Source organism: Lebetimonas sp. JS138, assembly GCF_000523335.1.
GTDB lineage: Bacteria > Campylobacterota > Campylobacteria > Campylobacterales > Nautiliaceae > Lebetimonas.
On the sequence record NZ_ATHT01000001.1, the window covers coordinates 876,914 to 899,619 of the forward strand.

Consider the following 22,706-nt stretch of genomic DNA (forward strand, 5'->3'; position numbering starts at 1 on the left):
TGGTGAGTTGTGAAAATGGAGAATTAAATTAAAGGTATAAAGTGAAAGAAAGAATTATAACAGCGGTTGGAATTTTAGCGGTTTTGGCAATAGCGGTGGTAATTGATAATTATTATTTAACCGGGTTTTTGTTTGCAATTATTACAATAATAGGATTTTATGAAGCGAGCAGGTTATTTAATGTTGGTTTAGATGAAAAAATTTATCTGATACTTGGAATATCGCTTCTTTTTTCTTTTATAAATCCTTTTTTTGCAGGAATTTTCGGTGTTATTATAATAGCTTCTTATGTGGCGTATTTACAAAAAGAAATTAATCTGGTGGCGCCTTTTGTTTATCCGTTTTTGCCTTTAATGTTTTTTTACTCTCTTTATTTCAGATACGGAATGAATACAGTTATATGGCTTATAGTAATTGTGGCACTGACGGACAGTTTTGCATATTTTGTAGGTAAAAATTTTGCAAAAAAATTTTTTAAAAACGGATTTTGCCATACATCACCCAATAAATCCTGGGAGGGTGTAATAGGCGGAGTTATCGGAGGCGTTCTGGTAGGTGGAATATTCGGAGGTTTTTATTATCCTGTTTTAATATCTTTTGGGGTTTCTTTTGTTGTCAGTATTGTAAGTGTATTTGGAGATTTGTTTGAAAGTTATTTAAAAAGAAGAGCTGGGGTAAAAGACAGCGGAAATATACTGCCTGGCCACGGAGGTGTGCTTGACAGAATAGACAGTTATCTTTTTGCCGCCCCTGTGATGCTTGTAATGTTGGGAATATAATGATAGTTTTGGGTTCAACCGGGAGTATCGGCGTAAATACATTAAAAGTTGCCGAAAGATTTAATATTCCTGTTGAAATGCTGGTTGCGGGAAATAATTATAAACTTTTAAACAAACAGATTAAAAAATTTAAGCCCGAATTTGTAGTGGTAAAAGATAAAGCCACAGCAGAAAAAGTAGATTTTAAAAATATTTTATACGGTGAAAATGCCATTTTGGATATGCTCGAAAAATGTAAAAGTAATTTAGTTGTAAACGCTATTGTTGGTGAATCCGGGCTTAAACCCACTTTAAAAGCGGGGGAGCTAAATAAAAAAATAGCTTTGGCCAATAAAGAATCGCTTGTAATTGCCGGTAAATTTATAGATATAAATAAGATAACCCCTATTGACAGTGAACATTTCGGAATCTGGTATTTATTGAATGGAAACTTAGAAAGTGAAAAATTTAGGAAACTTTATATTACGGCAAGCGGCGGAGCTTTAAGGGATTGGCCGATAGGGAAAATAAAAGAAGCAAAACTTAAAGATGTGTTAAAACATCCAAACTGGTCTATGGGTGTTAAAATTACTATTGATTCGGCTACAATGGTAAACAAACTTTTTGAACTTCTTGAAGCCAAATGGCTTTTTAATACCAGTAATATTGACGCTTTTATAGAAACAAAATCCGTTATTCACGCATTGGTGGAATGGATGGATGGCAGTACAACCGCCCATATTTCAAAAACAGATATGAAGCTTCCTATTTCTTTTGCCATATTAAATGAGGTAAAAGAAGAAATTTTAGAGCATGTAAATTTGTTGGATGTCGGAAATTTGGAATTTAGAAAAATAGATTCCGGTCGTTATCCTGTCTGGGAAATTAAAGAAATTTTGCTGAATAATTCAGATTTGGGAATCGTTATAAATACGGCAAACGAATTTGCAATAGATAGATTTTTAAGGGAAGAGATAGGCTTTTTGGATATTAGTAAAATAATAATAAAAGCAGTTGAAAAATTTGAAAATGTTAAAATAAATAATATTGATGAAATATTTGAAATTAAAAAAGAGGTAAAAAAGTGGTGTGAAAGTAATTCTTTTTGATTTGGACGGAACACTTATAAATTCAACAGAGGCTATTTTGGAAGGATTTAAGGTTACTTTTGAAAAATACAATAAGCCTTATCCTGGTGACGAAAATGTAAAAAAACTTATAGGCCTTCCGCTTGAGATTATGTTTTTTAAACTTGGAATAGATGAAAATGTGGATGAATATGTAAATACGTATAAAATGCATTACAGAAAAATTTCTACTAAAAAAACAAAACTTTTACCGTTTACAAAAGAAGCTCTAAACAAGGCAAAAGAATTTGCAAGACTTGGAATTGTAACTACAAAAACGGCAAAATATTCAAAAGAACTGCTGGATTATTTTAATCTTACAAAATTTTTTGAAGTATTAATCGGAAGAGAGGATGTAATTAATCCGAAACCTCATCCTGAGCCTATTTTTAAAGCCATTCATTTTATGAAAGCAAATAAAGAGAATACTTTTATGGTAGGCGATACCTGTCTTGATGTTTTAAGTGCAAAAGAAGCCGGAATTAAAGCTGTTGGTGTAAAGTGGGAATATGAAGAAAATTTGAAAAACTGCGCCGAAATTATAAAAGAAAATGTTTTGGAAGCTGTGGAATTTATAGAAAAATTTTAAAATTTTTTCCAAAATTCTCGGCTTAGAAGCATTAAAACAGTAAAAAATTCCAATCTTCCTATAATCATGCCTATTGCCAAAATAAATTTTTGAGGCTGGGTAAAAAAAGCAAAATTATCCGCCGGCCCCACATGTCCGAACCCCGGACCTATATTACCGACACATGCTATTGTGGCGCTTAAAGAAGTCATTGTGTCATATCCGTTTGCAAATAAATATAAAGCAATTACCGCTACCGTAAGAATATATAAAAATATAAATGCACTAACGTTGTTTACTGTTTCACAGGAAAGTTTGTTATTGTCTATTTTTACGGAGCATACAACATTGGGATGAAGTATTTTTCTTATTTGATGTTTTAAATTTTTAAACATAACAACAAATCGTATTGTTTTAATACCCCCGGCGGTTGAACCTGTATTTCCCCCGATTAGCATTGCAAGAAACACAATTGCTATTGCCGCCTGCCCCCATGTGGAATAATCCAGTGTTGCAAAACCTGTGGTTGTAAGAATAGATGAAATAGTGAAAAACGAATGGGTAAGGGAGAAGAAAAATGAATCGTGTGATGTGAAATAATGAACCAATGTTAATACTGTCGCCAATACAAAAAATATCAGTGTATACCACATTACCTCTTCGGATTTATAACCTGAAAAATCTTTATTAAGCAGTTTTATATGGGCTAAAAAGTTCATTCCGGAAAGAAACATAAAAAATGTAGTAGTCCACAAAATAAAATAATTGTTGTTCCAATATCCCAAAGATGAACTTTTGGTTGAAAATCCGCCTGTTGAGAGGGTGGCGAATGCGTGGTTTATGGCATCAAAAAAGCTCATTCCCTCTATTTTAAGTAAAATCATATCAATCAGTGTTAAAAGTGCGTAAACGCCCCATAATTTTAGAGCCGTATGTTTTAGCTTTGGGGTTATTTTTTCTGCTGTTATGCCGGTGGATTCGGATTGAAAAAGAGCAAGGGAACCGGTAGGATTTATAAATGAAAGCAGTCCGACGCCCAAAACAATAATACCCATACCGCCTATCCAGTGCATAGTGCTTCTTAGCATTAATATATATTTTGGCAATGCCTCTATATTTGAATATATTGTGGCCCCTGTTGTTGTAAAACCGCTTATTGCCTCAAAAAATCCGTCTATAAAACTGACGTGAGTTCCCATCATTAACGGTATTGCCCCCAGGGTGCCAAGCATCAGCCAAACTAAATTTACACTTAATATTGCTTCTTTGATTTTCATTTTCATTTTATGATTTCTTAAAAAATATAAAATAGCTCCGAAAATTACAAAAGATAAAAATAAAAAAATTAAAAATTTTTTATCATGCTCATGATATATAAAACCTGTAATCATGGGTATTAAAAAAAATACGATGACTATCATTCCTACAAGAGAGAGGAATTTGAGAATATTTTTTAAAGAGTTTCTATCCATTTTTTGTTTCCTGAAAAATTAAATTCCATTACAATATCGCCTGATTTTATTTCAAAACTTTCTTTTAATATATAAATTTTGTCTTCTCTTATTATTAAAATTTTTGCTTTTTCTTTAGGGGGTGTAATAATTTTTTCGTTATAAATCTGTTTAATGAAGATTTTTCCTTTTGCGCCCAGGAAAAATCTTTCATAAACCAGCAGTCTTGAATCTATTTCTTCCAAAATGGCATAAAAAGCCGCTATTTTAGGCCCTCTTATGGTTGAGAGCCTGAGAGAGTGCATTAATGAGTAATAATTTAAATTATTATTTATGGTTATTATTTTTTTAATTCCGAGTTTTCTTGCCTGAAGGGATTTTATAATGTTTGATTCGTCTTTTACGGAAGCCGTTATTGCAATATCGCTGTATTGAACCCCTTCGTTTAAAAGCATTTCCTCATCTTCGTAAGATGAATTTATTATACTGACTTTTTCTCCCAAAATTTCAGAGGCTTTTAGGGCCAGTTCTTCGTCTTTTTCCAAGATTTTTATATTCATTTCAAAATTTGAAAGTATTTTCGCTATTTCTATTCCCAGTTCATTTGCCCCGTATATTAATGTATTTTGAATATTTTCAGGAGAAACAGTGTCAATTAAATTTAAGTATTTTTTAATTTTTTCTTTATTTCCGAAGATATATAACAAATCATTTTCTTTGATTTCATCATTTTCATCCAAAAAAATAAATTCATTATTTCTTTCTGCGCCTATTATTTTAACGTTATCCTCTTCTATTTCACTGATTTTTGTTATTTGAGGGTTTTTTACGCTAAAAGAAATAAGTACGCATTGGCTGAAAGGGAATTCTTTTATATTGTTTGCTTTTGGAAATTCAAGTAATTTTGCAACCGCCGCGGCTGAAAGTTTATAAGGGAAAACCACCCTGTTTATATCAAGTTTTTTTTGAAAATTTGTTGCAATATAAGAAGTGTTTGTAAGTCTTACAATAATGTTTTCTGTTTCTAAGATATCTGTGAGAACTATTGTTGAAATTAAGTTTATTTCATCATTGTTTGTTACGGCTATATAAAAATCTATTTTGTCTTCTATATGTAAAAAAGTGTTTGCTTCTCTCATGTCTCCCTGAATGGTCATAACATCAATAGATTCTTTTATTGAATTGAGAGCTTTTTCGTTTTTATCAACTATAATTATATTATGGTTTGTTGAAAGTATTTTTGCTAAATTGTAGCCGACTTTTCCCGCTCCGGCAATTAAAATATTCATACTTTTCCTTGATATGAGGTTTCTAAAAATTTATTATACAATAAATTATTACAAAAAGTAACATAATTGTAAATTTGCTAAATGTTTAAATTTAATTACGTAAAAAAAGATAGATTTTATGCTATATTAAGAATACTTTAAGAAAAATTGTATAAAATACAAACAAAAAGGATAACAATGCTACAAATCAGATGGCACTCACGTGCGGGACAAGGTGCGGTAACTGGAGCAAAGGCTCTTGCGGATGTAATGGCAAGAACTGGAAAATATGTTCAGGCTTATTCTGTTTACGGTGCGGAAAAAAGAGGGGCACCAATGACTGCATATGATAAAATAGATGATAAACCGATACTTGATCATTCAAAATGGATGACCCCGGATTATGTTTTAGTAATCGATCCATCACTTGTTTTTCAAGAAGAAATAGTTGATAATACAAAAGATGATACTGTTTTTATAGTTACAACTCACATGAATAAAGAAGATTTATTAAATATTGCAAAACATTTGAATGGTAAAAAAGTATATATTGTAGATGCTATTAAAATCTCACAAGAAGAAATTGGAAGAGCTATTCCGAATACTCCAATGCTTGGGGCATTTATGAAAATCAGCCAAATTATTCCATTTGAAGATTTTTTGGTATCAATTGAAGATATTCTTTCAAAATTCCCTCAAAAAATTATTGATGGAAATATTAGGGCTATTAAAAGAGCTTATGAAGAAGTAAAATAAGGAGAAATTATGGCAACACCAAAAGAAATGATGACTACCTGGGACAAAATTCAACCAGGAGCGGTACTTCCAAGTTTTGAAGATCCGGAAAAAAAAGTAAGAAGTAAATTTAATTCTTACAATTATAGAGTTGCAGATTGGAGAGTTGAAAAACCTGTATTTAATAGAGATTTATGTATAGACTGTGATTTTTGCTGGGTAAGCTGCCCGGACAGCTGCTTTCAGGTAGAAGAGGTAGTAAATAAAAGAGGAAAAAAACAGGCTAAAATTGTTGGAATTAATTATAATTTATGTAAAGGTTGTGCTGTTTGTGTAGATGTATGTCCTACACCTATTAAATCGCTTTTAATGTTTCCAGAATTTATGGATAATGATGAAGCATTAAAACAATGGCCTAAAAAAAATAAAAGGAATTAATATGGCAGAAAAATATGAATTAAAAGCTAAGGAAGTTTGGGATGGAAATATGGCTGCAAGCCATGCCCTAAGGCAAGCTCAGGTAGATGTAGTAGCAGCATATCCTATTACTCCATCAACTCCTATTGTTCAAAATTATGCACAATTTTTAGCAGATGGATATGTTGATGGAGAATTTGTAATGGTTGAAAGTGAACATTCAGCTATGAGTGCATGTGTTGGTGCAGCAGCTGCAGGTGGTAGAGTTGCAACAGCAACTTCTAGCCAAGGTTATGCATTAATGGCAGAAGTCTTATATCAAGCAAGTGGTATGAGACTTCCAATTGTTATGACTGTTGTAAATAGAGCATTAGCATCTCCGCTTAATATTCACGGTGACCATGGTGATTTATATTTAGGAAGAGATGCTGGGTGGATTCATTTAATAGCAAACAATCCTCAAGAAGCATATGATATGACTTTATGTGCATTTAAAGTTGCAGAAGATAGTAGAGTTAGACTTCCGGTTACTACTAATCAAGATGGGTTTTTAGTTTCACATACAGCTCAAGTAGTTGAACCTCTTCAAGATGAAGATGCATATAATTTTATAGGAGATTATAAAGCTGTTAATCCAATGCTTGATACAAAAAATCCTCAAACATATGGTGCTCAGACAGAAGAAGAGTGGCATTTTGAATTTAAAGCCTCTCAACATAAAGCGTTAATGGAATCTCCAAAAGTTATTGATGAAGTTTTTGAGGCTTTTGAAAAATTAACAGGAAGAAAATATAATAGGGTTGAAAGTTATAAAATTGAAGATGCAGATGTTGCAATCGTTGTAATGGGAAGTGCTTATGAAACTGCAATGGTAGCAGTAGATAAAGCTAGAGAAGAAGGAATTAAAGCTGGACTTGTAATGCCAAGAAGTTTTAGACCGTTTCCATATAATGAAATTGCCCAAAAACTTAAAAATGTAAAAGCAGTTGCAGCGCTTGATAGAAGTGCTCCAATGGGTGCAATGGGGACATTATTTAATGAAGTGGCAGGTGCACTTAATGCAAATGGCCAAAGTGCAATTATGACAAATTATATTTATGGTCTTGGCGGTAGAGATACAACAGCCAGTCATATTTTAGAAGTAATTAAAGAAGCGAATGAAAATGCAAAAGCTGGAAAAAGAGTTACAGACTTACAAGGTTTCATTAACCTTAGAGGTCCTGAGCTTAGTTTTAATTAAGGAGTTTTTATGAAAAATATTGGTAATTTAAAAGAGTTTGCTTGTACTCCTGACAGATTTCAAGGCGGGCACAGATTATGTCCCGGATGTGCCCACAGTATGATAGTTAGAGAAGTTGTTAATGCAACTGATGACGATTTGGTTGTTTCAACTGCCACAGGATGTCTTGAAGTATGCAGTGCGATTTATCCGTATACATCATGGGATGTTTCCTGGCTTCATATCGGTTTTGAAAATGCGGCTGCCGGAATAAGCGGGGCAGAAGCTATGTATAAAGCTCTCAGCAAAAAAAACAAATCATATAATCCTGACAGAAACGTAAAATTTGTTGCATTCGGAGGAGACGGCGGGACATATGATATAGGCTTTCAGTCTTTAAGCGGAGCGACTGAAAGAGGTCATGACTTTTTATATGTGTGTTTAGATAACGAAGGTTATATGAATACAGGAGGACAAAGAAGTTCATCTACTCCGCTCGGGGCGCATACTTCAACAACCCCTAAAGGGATTTGACTATGATTATGGCAGCTCATGGCTGTCCTTATGTTGCTACAGCAATACCAGGTACTAAACATTGGAAAGATTTAGCAAACAAAGCGGCAAAAGCTCTTGCTACTGTGGGGCCTACATTTATAAATGCGCTTAGCCCATGTACGACTGAATGGAAATTTAAACCCGAAGACACGGTGGAAATTGCAGATTTGGCTGTTGAAACCTGTGCTTTTCCTTTGTATGAAATTGAAGACGGATACAGGTTAAAAATTACTTACAGACCAAAACAAAAACTTCCTGTGGAAGAATATTTAGGCAAACAGGGAAGATTTGCCCATCTGTTTAAACCTGAAAACAGGTGGGTTATTGAAGAAATTCAAAAAAACGTGGATCAGTATTGGGATTATTTACAAAGAAGAGAAGAATCCGGAGTTTAAGTTAAAAACAAAATTCTTTTCTTTTTTCTTCTCTTTTTTATAAAAAGTGACAGGCACAATGTATATATAAAAATGTTTTATTTAATATTTAATTTTTATTAAAATCAAATCCATTTTTTTCTTTTAAGCCAGACATAAATCCCGACAGCAATGCTTATATTTATAATCCATGTGGCAAAATATCCGTATTTCCAGTTAAGTTCCGGCATATATTTAAAATTCATTCCGTAATTTCCAACTATAAATGTAAGAGGCAAAAAAATTAAAGAAATTGCAGCAAGGCGTTGCATTGCTTTATTCATACGGGTTGAGATAATACCCATATGAAGGTTAAGGAGATAGCCGGTCCTATCAAGCAGGGTTTTTGATTCGTTGATTAAATATTTTAAATGTTCCGTTAGGTCTATAAATTCATATTTAAGCATATGCTTATGAGTCTCATCGAGTTTATTGTGAATTTTATTTATAATGTCTCTTTCGTGAATGGAAACTTTTGTAATTCTGTTTAATGTACGTCTTGCATAATAAACGTCTTTTTGGAGTTCGTCTTCTTCAACTTCTTCATGAAAAATAGAATCTTCCAAATCTTCCAGGGTTTCGTCTATTACGTCAACCAATAAAATTGTGTTGTCTATCAAAATATCTATAGTAATATAAATTAAATATTCAAAAGAATTAGATTTTTTATATTTTTTTTCAAAATGTTCTGCAACTTCCGTAACTATTTCTTTTTCCTGTGCTAAAATAAAAAGCTTATTTTTTGTTTTTATTATTACCACATTCGAATCATCGTAGAGTAAATTTTCTTCTTCATCGAATCTGATATATTTCATAATAATCAATTTAAACTTTTCTGTCTCTTCATATGTTATTGACTGGTCTTCGTTTTGCATATCTTCGATAAAACTGTTGGGAAAATGGTTTTCTAAAAGCCAGTTTAATATTTTTTCATTGTCAATGGTGGAAAAAATAATTTGTATATCGTTTGTTATGACAATATCATCCATTTTAAGGAGTTTTTCAGTGTAGATATACATGGCCTCTCCTTTGGGAGGCTGCAGATGGAATATAAATATAAACAGCGGAAAATGTAATGATTATATTCCATCTATAGCCTTAATTTCATTTTGAAATGAACGGTTACATTTTCCTTCTCTAACCGATATTATACCAATATTTTTTTAAATAGAGTTAAATTCTATTGTAAATTTTACACCTTTGTTTATATCAGATTCAACATTTATTTTGGCGCTGTGCAGGTTTAATATTGATTTTACAATGGCAAGACCAAGTCCGAATCCTTTGATTTTTTTGTTTCTGCTTTCATCCACCCTGTAAAATTCATCAAATATAAACGGTATCTTTTCTTTTGGTATACCTATTCCGTCGTCTTCTATAATGAGTTTTATTTTATTTTTTATTTTCTTTAATTTTAAATTTATATGTTTTGCATGATATTTTATGGAATTTTCAATTAAATTGGAAATTGCCATTTTAAGGAGAGTTTTATCCCCGTTTATAAGAAAATCATCTTCACTTATTTCCAGATTTATAGAAATTCTTTTTGAATATTTTTCATATAGTTCCAATATAATATCTTCCAAATCTGTTTGTTTGAAATCTTTTTTTGTGAAATCTTTTTTGGTTAAAAACAGCAGTTTTTCAGTTATGTCATTTATATAATTAATTTCATTTAATATAGATTTTAAAAGTTTTTCGCTGCATTCATCCTTTTTTAAAGCAAGTTCAATTTCCCCTTTCATAATAGTCAGAGGTGTTTTTAGCTCATGTGAGACGTTTGAATTGAAAAATTTTAATCTTTTGATTGTATTTTCAATATTTTTTGCAATGGCATCTATAAATTTATATCCTACGAGCAAAACTATAAGATAAATAAAAAATGATATTGCAAGAGATATCGTTCTTACTATTTCTATTTTGTCGCTGTTTCCTGAAATAATTGTTTTAACGCTTATTATTTTATTGTTTTTAACATAATTAAAAATAAGCATTTTTTCTATTCCGCTTGGTGTTTTTATTGTTTTTACTTCAAAACCCTCATATTTTTTTAAATTTTCAGCGGATTTGGAAAGTGTCGTTATTTTTACAAACAGCGGATAAATTTTGTATTTGTGTTGAAGTTCTATTAAATTATTTATATTATATTTTTTAGAATTTGCAATTTCCGAAGCTATTATAACAAGCCTGTCTTTTAAATGCATATTAAATGATTTGGTAAGTGCAAAAATTAAAGCCCCCTCAAAAAGGGCTATTATTATTAAAACAACTGCTGCAAATTTTATAAACAGATCGTTTCTAAGATTATTCATCACTTATTTTAAAACCCATTCCCCTGAATGTTTTTATAAGTTTTTTTTCATGGTCTTTGTCTATTTTTTTTCTTAAATGCGAAATATAAACATTAATAACATTTGAATTAATCTCTTCATCCATTTCCCATAAATTGTTGGCAATCATTTCAGGAGTTACAATTTTTCCTTTGTTTATCATTAAATATTTTAAAAGCTCAAACTGTTTTGCGGTAAGTTCTATGTTTTTTCCTCCTCTTCTTACTTCTTTTGTGTCTGGGTTCAGTTCCAGATCATCCACTTTTAAAATATTTTCTTTTATATTTTTGCTTCTTCTGAAAAGCGCTTTAATTCTTGCAACAAGCTCTTCAAAATCAAAAGGTTTTGTCAAATAATCATCTGCCACACTGAGACCTTCGAGTTTATCCTCCAAATCGCTTTTTGCCGTAAGAATTAGCGCCGGCGTTAAAATGTCTTTTTCCCTCAGTTTTTTTATAAGCTCAATCCCACTCATTTTAGGCAGCATCCAGTCAACAATTAAAACATCGTATTTATTGTTTTGTGCAAGGTAATAACCTTCTTCTCCGTCTTTTGCCCAGTCTACCCTGAAATTTTCTTTTTTTAAATATTCTTTTATGTTTTCCCCAATTTTTTCATCGTCTTCAATTAACAGTATCTTCATTTTTTACCTCCTTATTTGATATGATACAATTATACATTATTTTGTTTAAAAAATCTTTAAGTTTTTTAATATTTGAAGGAAAAAATATGATTTTAGCAATTGAAAGCAGCTGTGACGACAGCAGCATAGCTGTTGTTGAAATAGAAAGTAAAAAACTTCTGTTTCATAAAAAAATATCACAGGAACTTGAGCATTCTGTTTACGGCGGCGTTGTACCCGAACTTGCAAGCAGACTTCATGCCGAGGCCCTCCCTAAAATTTTAAATGAATGTAAAAAATTTTTTCCAAAACTTAAAGCCGTGGCGGTAACAAATGCGCCGGGGCTCAGTGTCACGCTTCAAGAAGGGGTAATGATGGCCAAAGCCCTCTCAATTGCTCTTGATTTGCCGATAATTCCCGTTAATCATTTAACAGGTCATATATATTCTGTATTTATTGAAAAAGAAGAAGTCAAGCCCATGATGGTTTTACTGGTAAGCGGCGGTCACACAAAAATAATTAATTTCAACGGGATTGATGATATTTGTGAAATAGGCACAACTTTGGACGACAGTTTTGGGGAAAGTTTTGATAAATGTGCAAAAATGTTGGGATTACCTTATCCGGGAGGGCCTGAAATAGAAAAAATTGCAAAAAAAGGAAAGGTTTGCATAGATTTACCGCTCCCACTTAAAAATTCTTCAAAAATAGAATTCAGTTATTCCGGTCTTAAAAATGCCGTAAGACTTGTAATTGAATCAAACAAATATAAAAAAGAAGATATTGCCGCCTCTTTTCAGGCAAAAGCAATAGAGCATCTGGTTTTTATGGCAAAAAGAGCAATTAAAAAACAGAGACCTAAAAATTTTGCAATTGTGGGAGGGGCTAGTGCCAATCAGTCTTTAAGGAAAGAATTTGAAAAACTCTCGCTTGTATATAATTTCAAACTTTTTTATCCGGATATGAAATATACTTCTGATAATGCGGCGATGATTGCAAGGGCTGCAGTTGAATTATATAAAAATAATAAATTCAGTGATTATAAAGATATTAAAATTTTGCCAAGGACAGGGTTTAAGGAATGCTAAATGCCGGATGTAAGAGATATAAAAAATGAATCAAGATTATAATCTTGATTCGTAACGTCTGAGCATCCATAGTTTTCTAAGAATTTTTTTACGAGTCGCAATTTTTTCTTTTTTGCGAGCTTCACTAGGAGGTTCGTAAAATCTTCTTTTTCTGAGCTCTACAACAATCAAGTTACGATCAACTTGTCTTTTGAATTTTCTGTAAGCAGATTCGAAATCTTCTCCTGGGTGTACTACGATTCCTGGCACTGCTCTCACCACCTTTCGTTTGTTTTTAGGACGCAATTATATCAAAATAATAAATATTTATAAAGAGGCAGTAAAACAAACGCCAGTAAAATTCCGAGCCCCACGGCGGAAATTGCCAAATCTTCCCTGAGTTTTGCCTCTATTGCCAAAACGGAAGCCATAACCATAGGAGGCATTGCACTTTCTGTAAAGGCTACCTGAAATGCGGGATTTTTGATATCAAAAAAGAAATAAACACTAAAATAGACACTGAGAGGAACCAAAAACATTTTTATAAAAAGAACCAATGAAGCCAGTTTTATATTTTTTTTAACATCCGAAAAGCTGAATCTCATTCCTATTGCCAATATTACCAAAAAGATTAAAGAATTTCCGACGGGTTTTAAAAATTCCAGATTTAAATGAAAGTTTCTTAAAAACAGAGCTGATAAAAGGGCCAAAAAAGGAGGAAATTTAAATGTGTCTATTACCATGCTTTTTATATCTATTTTTTTTTCGCTTCCATATGCCACAAACAGACTTCCAAAAACAATTAAACCGAAAAACATTATCTGATCAAAAAAAATAGCCCAGATTAGATTTTTTTCCCCAAACAGGCTTACCACCATCGGAAAGCCCAAAAAAGATGTGTTTCCGAGAGTCGTGGTTAAAAGGACGGCGGCAGATGTTTTTTGGTCAAATTTCATTATTTTTGAAATTATAAATCCGAATGTCATGCCAAATAAAAGACTGATAAATGAAATAAAAAAAATTTCTAAAATTTCATTCGAATATTTTAAATAATAAATTTTATAAATAACAAGTGCCGGAAAAGAGATAAAAATAACAATATCTATCAAAGGTTTGGAATAGTCGTTTTTAAATATTTTAAAAAGATATCCCGCAATAAATATAATTAATATTGATATTATCAATCATAACCTTTTTTAGTACTGATTAAATATGGATAATTAAAAAACTACAAAGATAAAAATATTACAGCTCAGTGCTTCATTTTACTAAAGTATCACTCAAATTTTGCTAAAAATTGCAAACAGCTACGCAGCCCTAACGGGTTAGATGCAATTTTTTAACGCAAAATTTTTGTTAAATTAAAGAGCGCTGTAATATTTTTACTTTTTCGTTATTTAGTCAGTATTTTTATGAAATTATATCTTATTTAAAAATGATATAATTTCATAAAAAAGGGACTTTATGGCTAAATTTATTTTTGTAACCGGAGGCGTGCTCAGTTCTCTCGGAAAAGGTATTACTTCAGCTTCCATTGCGACGCTTCTTCAACACAGCGGATTGAAAGTCACTATGGTAAAAATAGACCCTTATATTAATGTTGACCCGGGAACAATGAGCCCGTTTGAGCACGGAGAGGTTTTTGTAACCGAAGACGGAGCCGAAACGGATTTGGATGTGGGAAATTATGAAAGATTTTTAAATATAAATTTAGGCAAAAAAAACAATTTTACAACAGGGCAGGTTTATTTAGGCGTAATAAAAAAGGAAAGAAGAGGGGATTATCTGGGGAAAACTGTCCAGATTATTCCACATATTACGGATGAAATAAAAAAAAGAATAAAAGACGTCAGTAACGATGCCGACATTGTTGTGGTAGAACTCGGAGGGACAGTCGGGGATATTGAAGGGCTTCCTTTTTTAGAGGCGGTAAGGCAACTTAAACAGGAAGTCGGTAAAAATAATGCTATGTTTGTCCATGTTACTCTGATTCCCTATATGAAGGCTGCGGGCGAGCTTAAAACAAAACCGACCCAGCACAGTGTGCAGGAACTAAGACGTATAGGGATTACGCCTCATATGATAGTTTGCAGGACAGAAAAGCCTCTTCCTAAAAGTCTTAAAGACAAACTTGCCACTTCCACCGACATAGACAGGGAAGCCGTTATTGAAGCAGTGGATGCCCCTACCATTTATCAGGTTCCTCTGAATTTTTTTAATCAGGATATTTTAAAACCGATTTCAGAACAGCTTGATTTGGGAGAATTACATCCGGATATGAGTGAATGGAATTATTTGGTTAAAAAAATTATTTCTCCCCAAAAGTCGGTAAAAATAGCTTTTGTCGGAAAATACCTTAAATTAAAAGAGAGCTACAAATCGTTAATAGAAGCCTTGATTCACAGCGGCGCCCATCTTGATATGAGAGTTGAAATTGAATGGATAGACAGTGAAAATCTTGAAAAAATCAGTGATGAAGAACTTGGAAATATTTTTGCGGAAGTAAGTGGAATTTTAGTCCCGGGAGGTTTCGGGGAAAGAGGGGTTGAAGGCAAACTGATAGCCATAAAATACGCCAGGGTTAATAAAATTCCTTATCTCGGGATATGTTTAGGTATGCAGCTTGCTGTAATAGAATTTGCAAGAAATGTTTTAGGTTTAAAATACGCCAATTCTCAGGAATTCGAACCGGATACAAGCGAGCCGGTTGTGTATCTTATAGATGAATTTATAGATGCAAACGGACAAAAACAGATAAGAACACACAAATCCCCTTTGGGCGGCACTATGAGACTCGGGGGATATGAATGTCTTATAAAAAAAGATACAAAGCTTTATGAAGCCTACAAAGTGGATAAAGTGATTGAAAGACACCGTCACAGATATGAAGTAAACAATGCTTATGAAAAAGCATTGGAAGATAACGGAATGATTGTAAGCGGTAAAAGTAAAGAAGGGCTTATCGAAGCGGTTGAGCTTAAAAATCACCCCTGGTTTGTAGGAGTTCAGTTTCATCCGGAATTTACAAATAAATTAAAATCTCCGAATAAAGTAATTATGAGCTTTGTTGAGAATGCATACAAATGCAGGATATAAATGAAAAATTAAAAGTGAAAAATGAGTTTAGCCCATTTGGCTGCTTGAAAAGCGGCCATGATGAAAAATTATATAAACAAATTATAAAAGAAATTCTCTTCAAGAATTGAAGAGATAGAATCAATCAATATTCCCCATTTTTCCCTTTTATCAGATATCTATAAAGCAGCTGAAAGAATAGTAAAAGCAATTCAAACACAAGAAAAAATTGTAGTTGTAGGTGATTACGATGTTGACGGGACAAGCAGCTTGGCAATAATGAAACTTTTTTTTGAAAAAATTGGGGTTGATTTGGAAATCGTAATTCCAAACAGGTTTGTTCACGGATACGGTCTGAGCCCTAAAATTCTAAAAGAAATAAAAGCCGATTTGATAATTACAGTAGATAACGGAATAACCTCATTTGAAGCTGCCAAAATCTGTAAAGAAACAGGAGCTGATTTAATAATTACCGACCATCATACGCCAATTATTAATGGTGAAAGCGGTGATGGTGAAAGCGGTGAGTTTAAGATGCCGGATGCATATGTGATTATAAATCCGAAAATTTCACCCGAGTTTCCTTTTAAAGAAATTTGCGGGGCTGAGGTTGCATGGTATCTGTGTGCCTCTATAAAACAGAGAATGAATTTAAAAATAGATTTAAGGGAGTTTCTGGATATTTTGTCAATTGCCATTATTGCGGATGTTATGCCTCTTACGCATATGAACAGAACACTTGTGAATATGGGCTTAAAAAGGCTGAATATGGCATTAAGGCCGTTTAGCAGAATTTTGGTGCGTGAATTTAAAGAAATAAACTCTGAAACCATTGCCTTTCAGATAGCCCCGAGAATTAATGCGGCCGGCAGGATGGAGAGTGCATATGCGGCATATAATTTTTTGGTGAGTAAAAGCGAAGAGGAAGCTTTTAGATATTATCTTGAACTTGACAGGCTTAACAATTTAAGAAAAGAAACGGAAAAAGAAATTATTGAATCCATTGAAGTGGAAGATGAAGATTTTATCCTTTTCTACGGTGATTTTCATGAAGGTGTTGTGGGAATTATTGCAAGCAGGCTTGTTCAAAAGCATAAAAAACCGGCAATTGTTTTTTCAAAAAAAGGTGAATTTCTTAAAGGCAGCGGAAGAAGTCTTGGAAATATCGATATATTCGGGTTGGTAAGTGAATGTAAGGATTTGCTTGAGGGTTTTGGAGGTCATAAAATGGCCTGCGGGCTTACAATAAGAAAAGAAAATTTTGAAAAGTTAAAAAAAACCTTAAATGAAAAAATAAAAAAATACAGTGAAGATGATTTTTTTATAGAAGACTTTGTTTTGGGTGAACTTCCTTTTTGTGAAATAGATTTGGAACTGCTGGATATTATAAAAGGTTACGAGCCTTTCGGGGAAGCCAATCCAAAACCGAAATTTATAACCCATGCCAAAATAGAGCATATTCAAAATTTAAAAGACAACCATTATAAACTGATTTTAAATCAAAACGGTATTTATCTGCCTGCTGTTATTTTTAGGTTTGACGGAGAATTTGATGACAATATAACATTTAAATTCAATTTAAGTGAAAATAATTATTACGGCAGGGAAGTCCAGCTGATAATCGAGGAGATATTATGAAAAACCATCCGATATTTAAAACCCTGAATAACGAAGAATATGAAAAGATAAAAGATTTTTTTAAGGAAAAAAAATATAAAAAGGATGAAATTCTTGTAAAAGAGGGGGAATATTCGGGGAAAGCTTTTATTTTAAAAGAGGGCGAAGTCAGTGTAATAAAAGAGACAATATATAAAAATGATTATATTATTACGGATATAAAGGCAGGAGGGGAAGAATTTTTTGGAGAGGTTAATTTGATAGACAGAGGGCTTGTAACTTCAACTATAAAAGCAAAAACCGATATTCTGGTTTTTGAAATAGACCATAACGATTTTATAGAAATAATTGATACATATCCTACAATCGGGGTAAAAATGCTTTGGATAATTTCATATAATCTGACAAAACATTTAAGAAAGGCGGACAGGGACATTATAACGTTATACAACGCTTTTGTGGAAGTGGTGGAAAATGACTAAAAAAGCTCTGGGATTTAAAGAACTTTTAGCAATAGGTATAGGAGGAATGATAGGGGGCGGGATATTTACTATCCTTGGAATTTCTGTATCAATTGCAGGATTTTTAGCACCTTTTTCAATAGCTCTTGGAGGTGTTTTGGCTTTTTTTGCCGGATATGCATATGTAAAACTTGGAGTTTATTATAAGGACGAAGGTGCAACATACGCTTTTTTTAAAAGAACGTTTGCAAATTCGCATTTTGCGGCGGCAATAATAGGCTGGTATACGGTTTTTGGATATATTTCAACCATTGCTTTATATGCTTATACATTTTCATCTTATTCGATAAGTCTAATGAGTTTCGGAGAAAATGAAATAATCAGAAAAATAATTGCTATTTTAATAGTATGGACTTTTGCCGCAATTAATCTCTGGAGTGTCAGGGGAATGGGGGAGGTTGAAGATGTTATTGTGTATTTAAAGCTGTTTATTTTATTTATTATTTCATTAATTCTTTTTTATTTTTCAAAATATGATTTTCATTCGTTTATAAGAGTTTTAAGCAGTGATTTTAAAAACACCCCGTTTTTGAATATATTAATGGTCTCATCCGTAACATTTGTGGCATATGAAGGTTTTCAGCTTATAATCAACGGTGTAAAAGATATGGAAGAGCCGGACAAAAATATTCCAAGGGCAATATATTCGGCAATTTTTATAGTAAGTATGATTTATTTTATTATTGCACTTGCCAGTGTTTTATCAATTGATAAGAATGAATTGATAAGAAATAAAGAAGCGGCTCTGGCTGTGGGAATGAAATCGATTGTAGGTGAATGGGGAGGGGGTTTGGTTATTTTTAGCGCAATCTTGGCTACAACAAGTGCAATTAATTCCACTCTTTTCGGCTCTTCCCGTCAGCTTGCAAGAATTGCGGATGACGGATATATGCCAAAGATTTTAAGTTTCAGAAACGGCACAATTCCAAGTTATTCTATTGTTACTATGGCATTTGTTGCGAGTTTACTCATTGTTATAGGAAATTTAAGATTAATATTGGAATTTGGAAGTATTACATTTTTATTAGTCTCTTTTTTAATGTCTCTGGCTAATTTTAAAATAAAGGATAAGACAAATTCATCGCTCATTGTTACATTAATTTCGATGGCCGGTTTATTTATAGGCGGTGTTTTTATATTTTATTATGAATATAAAATAAATAAAATAGAGCTTGTTTTTGTATTTTCTTTATATGTAATTATAGGAATTTTGGCATTTTTTTATGCAAGGAAAAAAGTTGCAAAAGATAAAAACAGCTGACGGAACTTTTACATTAAAAAGCGATAAATTTAACGAATGCTATCATTCAAGCGAGGGGGCTGTTAAAGAAAGCCTTTATAAACATATATATCCGGCTTTTTCGGTAATTCAAAAAAAAGAAATTAATATATTAGATATCTGTTTCGGGCTTGGATATAACACATTTTTAAGTGTTTTAAACAGACCTCAAAATTCAAAATTAAATATTTTCTCTCCAGAAATGGATGAAAATTTAGTTAAAAGTTTAGTAAATTTCCCTTATCCAAAAGAATTTGAAAAAATAAAGCATATTATTGAAAAAATAAGTAAAGAATTTTTTTATGAAGACGAGTTTGTAAAAATTGAAGTGTTTATAGGAGATGCAAGGGAATATATTAAAAAATTAAGTAGTATTGATATTGTTTATCAGGATGCCTTTTCTCCAAAAGTAAATAAAGAGCTGTGGAGTATAGAATATTTTACACAGATTAAGAATATCTTAAATAAATTTGGTATAATAACTTCGTATAGCGTTGCAACACCTGTAAGATGTGCACTGTATAAACTCGGATTTAAACTATATACGCATAATACAGATGAAATAAGAAAAGGCACAATTGCATCATTTAAAGATTTGCCTTTTGAAAGAGTGGATTTTGAAGAGAAATTAAAAAGAGTAAATTGTTATTATTATACTGATTAAAAAAGCCTTGATTTTACAGGGGGGGGTGATATAATTGTATAAAAAACTCTTAAAGAGGATAAATGAGAAAAATTTTAGTATTTTTTATAATTGTTTTTGTTAATGCCCAGCTTCTAAAACCGATACCTGAGCATATTGAATATAATAAACAAAAAGCCTTGCTTGGTAAAAAACTTTTTTTTGATCCTCGCCTTTCAGCCGATAATAAAATTGCTTGTGTCAGCTGTCATAATGTTTTTAAAGGAGGGGATGATAACGAGCAGTTTAGCAAAGGTGTATTTGGACAGATAGATAAACCCATGAACTCTCCAACAGTTTTTAATGCAGTATTTAATATAGCATTTTTTTGGAATGGAAGAGCGCCTACTCTTAAAGACCAGGCCGAAGAGGCTAATCAAGATCTGTTAGAAATGGGAATGAACAGGGAACTTTTAGAAAAAAAATTAAATGCTGTGCCTGAATATAAAAAATTATTTAAACAAGTATACGGGGTTGATTATATAAAATATGATTTAGTTTTTGATGCAATAGCGGAATTTGAAAAAGCATTAATTACTCCTAACTCTAAATTTGATTTATATTTAAAAGGAAAAGCAAAACTTTCAAAAAAAGAAAAAGAAGGGTTTATGCTTTTTAAACGATACGGATGTATAACATGCCATAACGGAATTAATTTTGGAGGAAATTCTTATCAAAAAATAGGGGTGGTTGTGAAAGTTTATAAATTGTCAAGAGGTTTAGATAGATTTTATGTAACACATAATCCAGATGATAAATATGTTTATAAAGTCCCTACTCTTAGAAATATAGCCCTTACATATCCGTATTTTCACGACGGAAGCGTTAAAACCCTAAAAAAGGCGGTTAAATTGATGGCTTATTATAATTTGGGTATTAAACTTAATAATAATGAAACAGATAAAATTGTAGCTTTTTTAAAAACCCTAACAGGTAAAAAACCGGAAATACTGGATGAAAAATGAAATTTAAAAGATTTAAATTCACATCAGTGCAAGTATATGTGGGAATAATCGGTTTAGCTGTAATCTTAATAATATATGCTTTTAATAATTACGCAAAAAATTATTTATTAAAAATAAATAAAGTAAACAATATTTTGTTAAATATCGAGAAAGAAGAGTATAGATTAAATTATTATATACTTAAAAATTCTTTGTTTTTATATTCAAGTTTTGATGAAAATGTTTATTCTATAAAAAAAATAAAAAATAAAATAAATGTTTTAAAAGATAATTTAATAAAAATAAATGAACCTTTTGTATTAAAATATCTGTTTGATTATAAAAAAGCATTTAACGAAAAGGTATATTATATATATGAATTTCAAAAAGTTAACGCGCCTATTAAAAATTCAACTATTTTTTTGGCTACACTTCTTTCAAAGCTTCCCGAATTAAATGTTCCTGTAAATTATAGAAAAAAAGTGGTTTATGCTGTTTCATCTGTATATTTGGCTAAGTTTACAAATGATCTGTCTTTAATAAAAAATATTAATATAAATTATTTTAAAAAAATAAAATTTAACAATAAAGAAGCTAATCTTTTTAACCAATCTTTAATTTTACATATAAATGTAATTTTAAATAATTTGAGTAAATATAATATTTATTTAAATAAAATTCTGAATTCAGACAGCATTGAAAAACTGCATAAGTTAAAACAAAAGTTTTTAATAATTTCAAATATACAAATCAACAGTTTCACAATTATGGGATATTTTGGAATTTTTGTATTGTTTGCCTTATTTGTGGCATTGATAATCTTAATAGGAATGGTCGAAAAAGATAAAGACCTTTTATACGAACTTGCATATATTGATAATGTTACAAATATTTATAACAGAAACAAATATTTGGAAGACCAGAATAAATTTAATGCGATTCTTCTTTTAAATATAGACGGCTTTAAAAACATAAATGATTTATACGGAAGGGAGACAGGTGATAAAATATTAATGGAAGTTGCGGATTTTTTAAAAAATTTGGATAAAAATGTATATAGAATAGTTGCAGATAATTTTGCAATTCTCTCAAAAGATAAAAATTCAATTAAAACCTATGTTAAAACTATAATGGATACATTTGAGCATGTAAATTATTCTGTGGATGAAAAACTTGATTTTCAAATTTCACTCAGCGCTGCAATAAGTGAAAAAAAACCGCTTTTAAAAACAGCTGAAATTGCCCTTCATTATATTAAACAAAACAAAAGGTTAAAATTTATTGAATATAATGATAATTTAGATAATTCTGAAAAAATTAAAAGAAATATAAAAAAATCCACCATTTTGTCCAATGCCATTAACAATAACAGGATTATTCCGTATTTTCAGCCTATTGTGGATGTTAAAACTGGAGCTATATTAAAATACGAGGTATTGGCAAGAATAGATAATAACGGAAAAGTAGAATCAATTTTTCCTTATCTTGAAATAGCAAAAGAAAACAGAATGTACTGGGAAATAACCAAAATTATAATTTCCAAAGCCTTTGAAATGCTTTATAATAAAAATATATATTTTTCTGTCAATTTATCTATTGAGGATATTTTAGACGCCGAAATTATCTGGTTTTTAAGAAAAAAATTCAGAGAATTTAAAGGAATTGAAAAGTATCTGACTTTTGAAATTCTTGAAAGTGAGGCAGTCAAAGATTATAAACAAGTTGAGAAATTTATTAAATTAATGAAAATGAAAAACATCTCTTTTGCAATAGACGATTTTGGAAGCGGATACTCAAACTTTGCACATATTGTTAATTTAGATATAGACTTTATAAAAATAGACGGGAGTCTGATTAAAAATATCGATAAAGACAGTGTTTCTAAAACTGTGGTGGAATTGGTAGGTCTTTTTGCAAAGAGGGAAAACATAAAAACGATTGCGGAATTTGTTCATAATAAAGAAGTTTTTGAAATTGTCAAAAATTTGGGTATTGACTGTGTCCAGGGATTTTATTTGTATGAGCCGCTTTCAAAACCGACAGAAATTTGACATAAAT

Annotated in this window: 21 protein-coding genes and 1 pseudogene; 15 read left to right on the forward strand and 7 right to left on the reverse strand. The window is 31.4% G+C overall.

From position 1 onward, the window contains the following. The first annotated feature begins 41 nt into the window (after positions 1–41). Genes DZ67_RS0105005 through DZ67_RS0105015 form a run of 3 tightly spaced genes read left to right on the forward strand, consistent with a single transcriptional unit; the run spans position 42 to position 2,474 of the window. Entirely contained in the window at positions 42–779 is a 738-nt protein-coding gene (locus tag DZ67_RS0105005) for a phosphatidate cytidylyltransferase (RefSeq protein WP_024787580.1), read from the forward strand. Next, complete coding sequence (dxr, locus tag DZ67_RS0105010; protein WP_024787581.1) at positions 779–1,867, forward strand: 1-deoxy-D-xylulose-5-phosphate reductoisomerase; 1,089 nt, start codon at positions 779–781, stop codon at positions 1,865–1,867. Before DZ67_RS0105005 ends, dxr begins: the two co-directional genes overlap by 1 nt. Then, complete coding sequence (locus tag DZ67_RS0105015) at positions 1,848–2,474, forward strand: HAD family hydrolase (protein WP_024791814.1); 627 nt, start codon at positions 1,848–1,850, stop codon at positions 2,472–2,474. Before dxr ends, DZ67_RS0105015 begins: the two co-directional genes overlap by 20 nt. Here DZ67_RS0105015 and DZ67_RS0105020 read toward each other — a convergent pair. Both DZ67_RS0105020 and DZ67_RS0105025 read right to left on the reverse strand, forming a co-directional pair. Next, a complete protein-coding gene (locus DZ67_RS0105020; protein ID WP_024791815.1) occupies positions 2,471–3,925 on the reverse strand; it encodes a TrkH family potassium uptake protein in 1,455 nt (484 codons plus the stop codon). The two genes, DZ67_RS0105015 and DZ67_RS0105020, sit on opposite strands and share 4 nt — an antisense overlap. Then, a complete protein-coding gene (locus tag DZ67_RS0105025) occupies positions 3,907–5,193 on the reverse strand; it encodes an NAD-binding protein (RefSeq protein WP_024787584.1) in 1,287 nt (428 codons plus the stop codon). The genes DZ67_RS0105020 and DZ67_RS0105025 overlap by 19 nt, the downstream gene beginning before the upstream one ends. A 177-nt stretch (positions 5,194–5,370) precedes the next feature. Between DZ67_RS0105025 and DZ67_RS0105030 the strand changes: the two genes are divergently transcribed. The 4 genes and pseudogenes from DZ67_RS0105030 to DZ67_RS11285 all read left to right on the forward strand — a co-directional run bounded on the left by DZ67_RS0105030 (position 5,371) and on the right by DZ67_RS11285 (position 8,493). Beyond that, positions 5,371–5,928, forward strand: a complete 558-nt coding sequence (locus tag DZ67_RS0105030) for a pyruvate flavodoxin oxidoreductase subunit gamma (RefSeq protein ID WP_024791816.1) — start codon at positions 5,371–5,373, stop codon at positions 5,926–5,928. Between the two features lie 9 nt (positions 5,929–5,937). Continuing rightward, the gene (locus tag DZ67_RS0105035; RefSeq protein ID WP_024791817.1) at positions 5,938–6,345 is read left to right on the forward strand and encodes a 4Fe-4S dicluster-binding protein; all 408 of its coding nucleotides are present in this window, start codon (positions 5,938–5,940) and stop codon (positions 6,343–6,345) included. 1 nt (position 6,346) lies between these two features. Next, on the forward strand, positions 6,347–7,564 hold the full coding sequence (locus DZ67_RS0105040) for a 2-oxoacid:ferredoxin oxidoreductase subunit alpha (protein ID WP_024791818.1): 1,218 nt from the start codon (positions 6,347–6,349) through the stop codon (positions 7,562–7,564). Positions 7,565–7,573: 9 nt separating this feature from the next. Continuing rightward, positions 7,574–8,493, forward strand: a pseudogene (locus DZ67_RS11285) (thiamine pyrophosphate-dependent enzyme). Between the two features lie 104 nt (positions 8,494–8,597). Here the strand turns inward: DZ67_RS11285 and DZ67_RS0105050 are convergent. The 3 genes from DZ67_RS0105050 to DZ67_RS0105065 form a co-directional block, all read right to left on the reverse strand. Further along, entirely contained in the window at positions 8,598–9,530 is a 933-nt protein-coding gene (locus DZ67_RS0105050; RefSeq protein WP_024791819.1) for a magnesium transporter CorA family protein, read from the reverse strand. A 144-nt stretch (positions 9,531–9,674) separates the two neighbouring features. Continuing rightward, a complete protein-coding gene (locus DZ67_RS0105060) occupies positions 9,675–10,823 on the reverse strand; it encodes a sensor histidine kinase (RefSeq protein WP_024791820.1) in 1,149 nt (382 codons plus the stop codon). Beyond that, positions 10,816–11,484, reverse strand: a complete 669-nt coding sequence (locus DZ67_RS0105065; protein WP_024791821.1) for a response regulator transcription factor — start codon at positions 11,482–11,484, stop codon at positions 10,816–10,818. Before DZ67_RS0105065 ends, DZ67_RS0105060 begins: the two co-directional genes overlap by 8 nt. A gap of 86 nt (positions 11,485–11,570) precedes the next feature. Between DZ67_RS0105065 and tsaD the strand changes: the two genes are divergently transcribed. After that, the gene (tsaD, locus tag DZ67_RS0105070; protein ID WP_024791822.1) at positions 11,571–12,551 is read left to right on the forward strand and encodes a tRNA (adenosine(37)-N6)-threonylcarbamoyltransferase complex transferase subunit TsaD; all 981 of its coding nucleotides are present in this window, start codon (positions 11,571–11,573) and stop codon (positions 12,549–12,551) included. Between the two features lie 36 nt (positions 12,552–12,587). On the opposite strand, the gene rpsU is transcribed toward tsaD, so the two are convergent. Together rpsU and DZ67_RS0105080 are read right to left on the reverse strand one after the other, a co-directional pair. After that, positions 12,588–12,800 (reverse strand): 30S ribosomal protein S21, encoded by a 213-nt coding sequence (gene rpsU, locus DZ67_RS0105075; protein ID WP_024787592.1) that lies wholly within the window; start codon positions 12,798–12,800, stop codon positions 12,588–12,590. 41 nt (positions 12,801–12,841) lie between these two features. Next, positions 12,842–13,714 carry an AEC family transporter gene (locus tag DZ67_RS0105080; protein ID WP_024791823.1) on the reverse strand — a complete coding sequence of 291 codons (873 nt, stop codon included), beginning with the start codon at positions 13,712–13,714 and terminating at the stop codon, positions 12,842–12,844. Positions 13,715–13,994: 280 nt separating this feature from the next. Here DZ67_RS0105080 and pyrG point away from each other — a divergent pair, with 280 nt between their 5' ends. From pyrG to DZ67_RS10250, 7 genes are all read left to right on the forward strand, one after another. Next, positions 13,995–15,626, forward strand: coding sequence for a glutamine hydrolyzing CTP synthase (gene pyrG, locus DZ67_RS0105085; protein WP_024791824.1), 1,632 nt, complete (start codon positions 13,995–13,997; stop codon positions 15,624–15,626). A gap of 123 nt (positions 15,627–15,749) precedes the next feature. Further along, entirely contained in the window at positions 15,750–17,243 is a 1,494-nt protein-coding gene (recJ, locus tag DZ67_RS09890; RefSeq protein ID WP_236620021.1) for a single-stranded-DNA-specific exonuclease RecJ, read from the forward strand. Continuing rightward, positions 17,240–17,704: a cyclic nucleotide-binding domain-containing protein gene (locus tag DZ67_RS0105095; protein WP_024791825.1), complete on the forward strand. Its 465-nt coding sequence runs from the start codon at positions 17,240–17,242 to the stop codon at positions 17,702–17,704. The genes recJ and DZ67_RS0105095 overlap by 4 nt, the downstream gene beginning before the upstream one ends. Beyond that, positions 17,697–19,004, forward strand: a complete 1,308-nt coding sequence (locus DZ67_RS0105100) for an APC family permease (protein ID WP_024791826.1) — start codon at positions 17,697–17,699, stop codon at positions 19,002–19,004. Before DZ67_RS0105095 ends, DZ67_RS0105100 begins: the two co-directional genes overlap by 8 nt. Further along, positions 18,982–19,686: a tRNA (5-methylaminomethyl-2-thiouridine)(34)-methyltransferase MnmD gene (locus tag DZ67_RS0105105; RefSeq protein WP_236620007.1), complete on the forward strand. Its 705-nt coding sequence runs from the start codon at positions 18,982–18,984 to the stop codon at positions 19,684–19,686. The genes DZ67_RS0105100 and DZ67_RS0105105 overlap by 23 nt, the downstream gene beginning before the upstream one ends. Positions 19,687–19,748: 62 nt before the next feature. Continuing rightward, a complete protein-coding gene (locus tag DZ67_RS0105110) occupies positions 19,749–20,669 on the forward strand; it encodes a cytochrome-c peroxidase (protein WP_024791828.1) in 921 nt (306 codons plus the stop codon). Then, on the forward strand, positions 20,666–22,699 hold the full coding sequence (locus DZ67_RS10250) for an EAL domain-containing protein (protein ID WP_024791829.1): 2,034 nt from the start codon (positions 20,666–20,668) through the stop codon (positions 22,697–22,699). Before DZ67_RS0105110 ends, DZ67_RS10250 begins: the two co-directional genes overlap by 4 nt. Positions 22,700–22,706: the final 7 nt, after the last annotated feature.